The sequence below is a fragment of the Peribacillus sp. genome (assembly GCF_059453735.1).
The window spans coordinates 1-6,436 of record NZ_JAZVJO010000224.1; the positions used below are offsets into that span (position 1 = coordinate 1).

General features: G+C 39.3%; 8 protein-coding genes. All 8 read right to left on the minus strand.

The window, feature by feature from the left end; all coding sequences use genetic code 11:
* A partial coding sequence (locus AC52RT_RS07030; RefSeq protein ID WP_495540082.1) for an NAD(P)-binding domain-containing protein occupies positions 1–716 on the minus strand: 716 nt, incomplete at its 3' end.
* A gap of 136 nt (positions 717–852) precedes the next feature.
* Complete coding sequence (locus tag AC52RT_RS07035) at positions 853–2,130, minus strand: Glu/Leu/Phe/Val family dehydrogenase (protein ID WP_495540083.1); 1,278 nt, start codon at positions 2,128–2,130, stop codon at positions 853–855.
* A 245-nt stretch (positions 2,131–2,375) separates the two neighbouring features.
* On the minus strand, positions 2,376–2,954 hold the full coding sequence (locus tag AC52RT_RS07040; protein WP_495540084.1) for a genetic competence negative regulator: 579 nt from the start codon (positions 2,952–2,954) through the stop codon (positions 2,376–2,378).
* Between the two features lie 73 nt (positions 2,955–3,027).
* Entirely contained in the window at positions 3,028–3,897 is an 870-nt protein-coding gene (locus AC52RT_RS07045; protein ID WP_495540085.1) for a MerR family transcriptional regulator, read from the minus strand.
* Between the two features lie 93 nt (positions 3,898–3,990).
* The gene (locus AC52RT_RS07050) at positions 3,991–4,659 is read right to left on the minus strand and encodes a metallophosphoesterase (protein ID WP_495540086.1); all 669 of its coding nucleotides are present in this window, start codon (positions 4,657–4,659) and stop codon (positions 3,991–3,993) included.
* A gap of 264 nt (positions 4,660–4,923) precedes the next feature.
* Positions 4,924–5,559, minus strand: a complete 636-nt coding sequence (locus tag AC52RT_RS07055; RefSeq protein WP_495540087.1) for a CBS domain-containing protein — start codon at positions 5,557–5,559, stop codon at positions 4,924–4,926.
* A gap of 70 nt (positions 5,560–5,629) precedes the next feature.
* The gene (locus AC52RT_RS07060) at positions 5,630–6,088 is read right to left on the minus strand and encodes a DUF2663 family protein (protein ID WP_495540088.1); all 459 of its coding nucleotides are present in this window, start codon (positions 6,086–6,088) and stop codon (positions 5,630–5,632) included.
* Between the two features lie 135 nt (positions 6,089–6,223).
* A partial coding sequence (locus AC52RT_RS07065; protein WP_495540089.1) for a LysM peptidoglycan-binding domain-containing protein occupies positions 6,224–6,436 on the minus strand: 213 nt, incomplete at its 5' end.

The window sequence follows — 6,436 nt, forward strand, 5'->3', positions numbered from 1 at the left end:
TCCTTCGTTTTATCATCCACATGGTAACTCAAGCTGTCTTCCGTTATGCTGTCAACACAGGCTCCAAACTCCATGGTAATGGTCCCATTACGTACCAATGATTCAAATTCTGGCAGGATCCAAGGCTTAATACTTGGAGAATACTCTAATCCTCTGTATAGAACGGTTACTCTTGCTCCGGACTTAATCAATTCAAGCGCTGCGTCAATACTTGAATTCTTACCGCCGATTACAGCTACATCAGTATCAAAGAAAGGGTGACCCTCTTTAAAATAATGAGACACTTTCGGAAGGTTTTCACCTGGAATGTTCAAGTAATTTGGCTGGCCGTAATAACCGGTAGCGACCACAATGGCTTCAGCTTGATATTCATCTTTTGATGTGATGACATGAAAATTATTTTCACCGAGCTTCTTCACACTTTTCACTTCTTCAAAAGAATTAACCCGTAAATTCTTCCGTTTCACTACCTCTCGGTAATAAGCAAGTGCTTGGCTGCGAACAGGTTTCCTGTTTTCCGTAATAAAAGCCACATCACCTATTTCTAATTTTTCACTCGTACTAAAAAATGTCTGATGTGTTGGATAATGATAAATCGCATCAACTATATTCCCTTTTTCAAGAACTAGTGCTTGCTTACCTATATCATTTACGGCTATCGCAGCTGCGAGTCCACAGGGACCTCCTCCTATAACAATTACACTTTCTTTTTTCATAATATGCGCTCCCTATCACGGTTTCCCGTATTTTTCATGCTGTTAAAGTTAGTATGGGTTCCCGTCTAAAAAAAATCTCCTATCACTTAATGATAGGAGATTTTTTTCACCTATTCAACTAGTAAGACTTGAGTGTTTATACCCAGCCGCGGAACCGCGAGGCCTCAGCCATCTTCCTGACACCGACCATATAGGCTGCGAGACGCATATCTACTCGGCGCGAATGGGCGAGCTCATAGACATTATTAAAAGACTTGACGAGGATTTTCTCTAATTTCTCTTCAACCTCTTCTTCACTCCAATAATACCCTTGATTATTTTGAACCCATTCGAAATAAGAAACAGTCACACCACCGGAAGACGCTAGTACATCAGGAACAAGCAGAATTCCACGTTCTGTAAGTATTTGAGTTGCTTCAATCGTTGTTGGGCCATTTGCTGCTTCTACAACGATTTTCGCCTTGATATTATGGGCATTTTCTTCCGTAATTTGGTTCTCAATTGCAGCTGGAACAAGAATATCACAATCCAGTTCTAATAGTTCTTTGTTCGTTATGGTATTTTTAAACAGCTTCGTTACTGTACCAAAGCTGTCTCGGCGATCAAGGAGATAATCAATATCGAGACCCTTTGGATCATATAAACCGCCGTATGCATCGGAAATACCCACAACAATCGCACCCGCGTCATGCATGAATTTAGCTAAGAAACTACCTGCATTTCCAAATCCTTGAACAACCACACGTGCCCCTTTGACACTAATGCCTTTTTTCTTCGCTGCCTCATTAATACAAATCGTTACACCTTTTGCGGTAGCTGACTCCCTGCCATGAGATCCACCTAGTACAAGAGGTTTACCCGTAATGAAACCAGGAGAATTCGAACTGTCAAGACGGCTATACTCGTCCATCATCCAAGCCATAATTTGTGAATTAGTAAATACATCAGGTGCTGGGATATCTTTAGTTGGTCCAACAATTTGGCTGATAGCACGGACGTACCCTCGGCTTAGCTTTTCCAATTCACGGAATGACATATTGCGAGGATCACAGACGATTCCGCCCTTCCCTCCGCCATATGGCAAGTCAACAATGCCGCATTTAAGACTCATCCAGATTGATAGAGCTTTCACTTCACGTTCTGTTACATTAGGATGAAAACGGATTCCTCCCTTTGTCGGACCTACTGCATCGTTATGCTGAGCACGGTATCCTGTGAAGATCCTTACAGCACCATCATCCATTCTGACTGGAATTTTCACGGTTAACATTCGTAAAGGCTCTTTTAAGAGCTCGTAAACTTCCTCCGGGTATCCAAGTTTGTCTAATGCTTTATGTATTACAGTTTGAGTCGACTTCAGCACATCATTTTTCTCCTGTTGGCTGTCATGGTCAGTACCTTTTTCGGCTACCATCTGTGTACCTCCTAAAAATCATCATTTAATAGGCTATCGGCCAGCTTTCATGACATAGTATACACCTTTGCCGATTATCTGAAAAGCCATAAAAAAATGAAATAGTCAAATTCCTCCAAACAATTGTAACCGTTACCAATTATTTAAGAGTATTTTATTCTCCTATTCATATCTTCCCGATAGCCCTTTCTTCTAAACTGATTTAATTCCTACCTGTATTCATTGAATGTTCAACGTCCCGCTTCCTATTTGCGAAAATATCTGGTTAAGGTGGTGATCGCTTCTTTAGGAATCAAACATTTCCCATATTCATTAATCCTAAACAAGGTGAGTGTAGATGCACGACCATACTCTGCTGCTAAAGAACTAACCGCATCAAAGAGTTCCTCTTGGATATCGTCCAGTAGTAAATAATATTGATCTTCGTATAAATAGAGGGAACTTACAGAAAGCTCCTTTAGGCATAAGCGATAACAAAGCTGTATTACGTCCTCAATATCATGAAAGAAATATAGAATATGCGGACAATCGTCCATTTTGACTTTTAGATTTAAATAGTCCTCTTCGTCCGTCAGCGTATCTTCTTCTTCCTTTGTCACAATGATGACGAGACCTTGAGCCTGAAGTGAAATAATCTCAATGGCTATGGACCCGCTCATATCAAAGTCAAGTTCCTCACAAGCTTCCTCTACCATATCTTGAAAGAGCTTATGGACCTTTAGAGAATTGCCTCTAATCTCTTCTTTAGTTACTCCTCGGTCGAAAAGATCATCAAACGTAAAAAAAATTTTAATTTTATTGTGAGATAATCGCTCAAGCCTCATAAAAAAATGCCCCCCGGGAAAACCTTCTTCATCCATACTATGAAGTCGGCCGCACGGGGTGCATATTTTATCTTTATCTATTCAACCACTTATTCCACTCAGTCGGCTTGTCTCCTACGAACAAATCTTCTTCGTACCCAGCAAATCCTGTTCCTCCCAGACCTATTTTAAGCTGGGGATATTTCTGCTTGATAAGAGGTAACATCTTCATTGTTTTTATATAGCACGCCGGCATTGTACACGATAGAAATAGGTAGCCCGGATTGACAGCATCAAGGACTGTTTCTAAATCACTTTCAGCGATGCTTGCTCCCAAATAAATGGTCCCATAGCCTTTTCTCCTCAAGTAAAGCGTGAATATTAGTAACCCTAATTCATGTTTTTCTTCTGGACCACATACCATTACGGCTTTCGGCATCATGGGATTTGAAGGCTGAGTATGCATAATAAAACTAATTCGCGCCTGTAAAATGGAAGAAGCAAAGTGTTCATGTGCAGTGTTTATCTCACCATTCTCCCACATATCACCAATTTTAACGAGAGACGCGCCTAAAATATCAATAACAGCTATTTCAACTGTAAACATACTGAATACTTGATTGATGATACTATGTGCTTTATCCTCTTCAAAAGCCAAAAGAGCCTTAATCAGTTTTTCAGAATAATCCTTTATCTGATTATCGGTTATAATCGATTCTTCTATAGCTTCTGTGCTTCCCTCACGATCAAGTAAGGCAACTGCTTGACTAATCGTAAAGCCCTGCTTTGTTTTTTCAATCAATCCTTTTAAGATTTGAATCTGTTTATCTGAATATAGACGATGCCCTGATTCATTTCTGTCTGGAGCGATAAATTGATACCGACGCTCCCATGCGCGCAGCGTACCCGACGGAATGCCTAGAATGGTTGATGCTGCTTTAATATTATATTTACCTTCATGCATGCGTACCTAATGCCTCCATCTAAAGGAATAGTCGATTTCTTAAAGTATAGGACATTACATGTAGTCTGTAAAATTCGGATATGTAAACAACCATTAAAAAGTGTGTACCTTGGGATTTTGAGGTCGCTTATCTCCTTTTTTCAAAATCAGCAAATGGGTTTCAGGCTTGGAACCTAACCTAAGCGGCACAGCACTTGTTCCATACCCATTACTCGTCAACAACAGTGTATCACCTTGTTTTTCGATGCCTCCTGCTTTATATGGACCAAACCCAAAAATTCTAATTTGTCCTCCATGAGTATGACCAGCTAAAACCAGCCTAATCGATTGTTCCTCTTTTAAATAGTGGCGTATTTCAGGGTTATGACTGACCAATATGCGAAATACTTGTTCAGCATCCTCCACAGCCATCGTAAGTTTAGCGCGGTTAACACTCATATCATCCACACCCATTAATGAAAGACGATCTCCTTCACTGGACTCAAAACTTACCGCTGTATTATCTAGAATTTTCACGTCATTCTTAAGCAGCATCGCATCTAATGCATGATAATCTCCTTCATAATCATTGTTACCCCAGACAAAGTACACGGGACCAATCTTCTTTAGCTTACTAATATTTACTTCCACTTGTTTAAGGGATATCCCGCCTTCACGAAGATCTCCTCCGATAATCACGATATCTGCTTTTCCAATAATAAAGTTAATGATTCGATCATCAATGGTTCTCCTATGTATATCAGATATAAAAAATATTTTCATTTCACCAAAGGATTCGGGGAAATCAGGGAAATACAAAATTTGTTGTAAAACCCTATTTTGATAAGCCTGCCTCCACATTATGAAAACAAGAATTACCACTGCTCCCAGTACACCCGCTAAACTATAGACTACCATCTTGCGCCAACCTTTCTCTTGTTGCTTTTTATCTGGCTAAATACTACCATTTATCGCCAAAATTGTATAGGCAGATATAACTCTAAAAAAGAGCAAGGAAGCCGCATGCTGCCTGCCCCCTTGCCCTGTTTATTCATCTTCTTGAATATCAAGAATACCGAACCCTGCATCTTCTAATTTTTTAATGAACTTTTGAGTGTTTGATTTTTTTTCAACTTTCATAACAATGCGGCGTACAAGCTTGTCCGTTTCATCGAACGTAACGAGGGAAATGATATGCTCACGGTACTGATGAGCAATCTCAGACAGCCGAGCAATTCGGCCTTCTGTTTCGACCGTCGTGAACGCGATCCGAATCCCTGGTCTCAGCATACCGAAAGCACTTTTGAATTGTTCGACCACATCGCTTCTCGTCACAACCCCAAGAAACTCACCTTTTTCATCAACCACAGCCAAGATTGGGAAATCTTTTAGATCTATAAGTGTTCGTTCAAAGATTTCTTTTCCTGTTAAGAAACTTTCTTGATGTGTAGCAATATCAGCAGCGAGGGTTTCATGTACGTAAGTTTCCCTCGACGATTCTGATTCAAAATAGTGTTTATAAATAAGATACCTAGTAATGATTCCTTTATAACTATTTCCTTTTAAAACAGGAAGGCCGTCCACATCGTGCTTTTTTAACTTTTCTAATGCAGTGTGAATTGTATCATCATGCTGAATAACATGACAATGAAACTTTGGTATCATTATACTTTTTGCAAACATGTCTATCACCCCATTAGTGTAATAACTACCTATTCCATACTTTTACTGAAATACCTTTATTTTTTATTACTTACTTATTTTCATGGTAAAGGTTTATGTCGAATTTTTTCTTCATCATTTCGAACACTTTGTGACGGCTTTTCCAACTTTCTTCCTGCTCCCACAATATATTGCTTTTACTAATAATTTCAGTTCGAAGTCCCTGATATTCTTTTTCTGCTTTATCCATTTTCTTTTTCATTAAAACCATATATCCATTTGCGCCCAATGCCAGTCCTAACAAAATAAAGTGGCCGAATCCTTCCACAAAAACTGTAAACATTTTTGCGAATGAATAAGAATATGGAACAGCAATATAAAAGTAAACATCAAAAAGAAGCATAAGTGTAGCCGCCAATGCAGCCCAAACCCATTGTAAATATTTTTTCTCTAATGCCTCAAATTTTCTTTTTCTCATTACAACATTATGCAGCATCTGTTTCGTCGTCTGATCTGTCAAATCATCTAATAAAATAATTGCCGATTCCATCGTATGTCCCTCCGCTCACTTGTTATAAGGAAGACTTAGATTCTCACTCCTATACCTATGTATGTCCACTTTGACTTTATGCTTTATTACAAAAAAAACCCGTAAATAGCGAGGAATCGCATTCACAGGTTTTCGTTATTCTTTTACTGGGACTTTTAACTTCTGCCCTATCTGAACTTCATCGCTGTCAAGTTTATTCCACTCACGGATGATATCCATCCCTTCCCTGGAATGATAATAGGTGATGGCAAGGGTAAACAAGGTATCTCCAGGTACCACCACATGATACCTTTGGTTAATCCCATCCGTCTCGTCTGCCACAGTTTTTTGTTCTTCAGTTTGTTCGTC

Coding starts and splice junctions, on each gene's coding strand:
- AC52RT_RS07055 (WP_495540087.1), bottom strand. CDS start 5,559: ATGTTTGCAAAAAGTATAATGATACCAAAGTTTCATTGTCATGTTATT.
- AC52RT_RS07050 (WP_495540086.1), bottom strand. CDS start 4,659: ATGAAAATATTTTTTATATCTGATATACATAGGAGAACCATTGATGAT.
- AC52RT_RS07035 (WP_495540083.1), bottom strand. CDS start 2,130: ATGGTAGCCGAAAAAGGTACTGACCATGACAGCCAACAGGAGAAAAAT.
- AC52RT_RS07040 (WP_495540084.1), bottom strand. CDS start 2,954: ATGAGGCTTGAGCGATTATCTCACAATAAAATTAAAATTTTTTTTACG.
- AC52RT_RS07045 (WP_495540085.1), bottom strand. CDS start 3,897: ATGCATGAAGGTAAATATAATATTAAAGCAGCATCAACCATTCTAGGC.
- AC52RT_RS07060 (WP_495540088.1), bottom strand. CDS start 6,088: ATGGAATCGGCAATTATTTTATTAGATGATTTGACAGATCAGACGACG.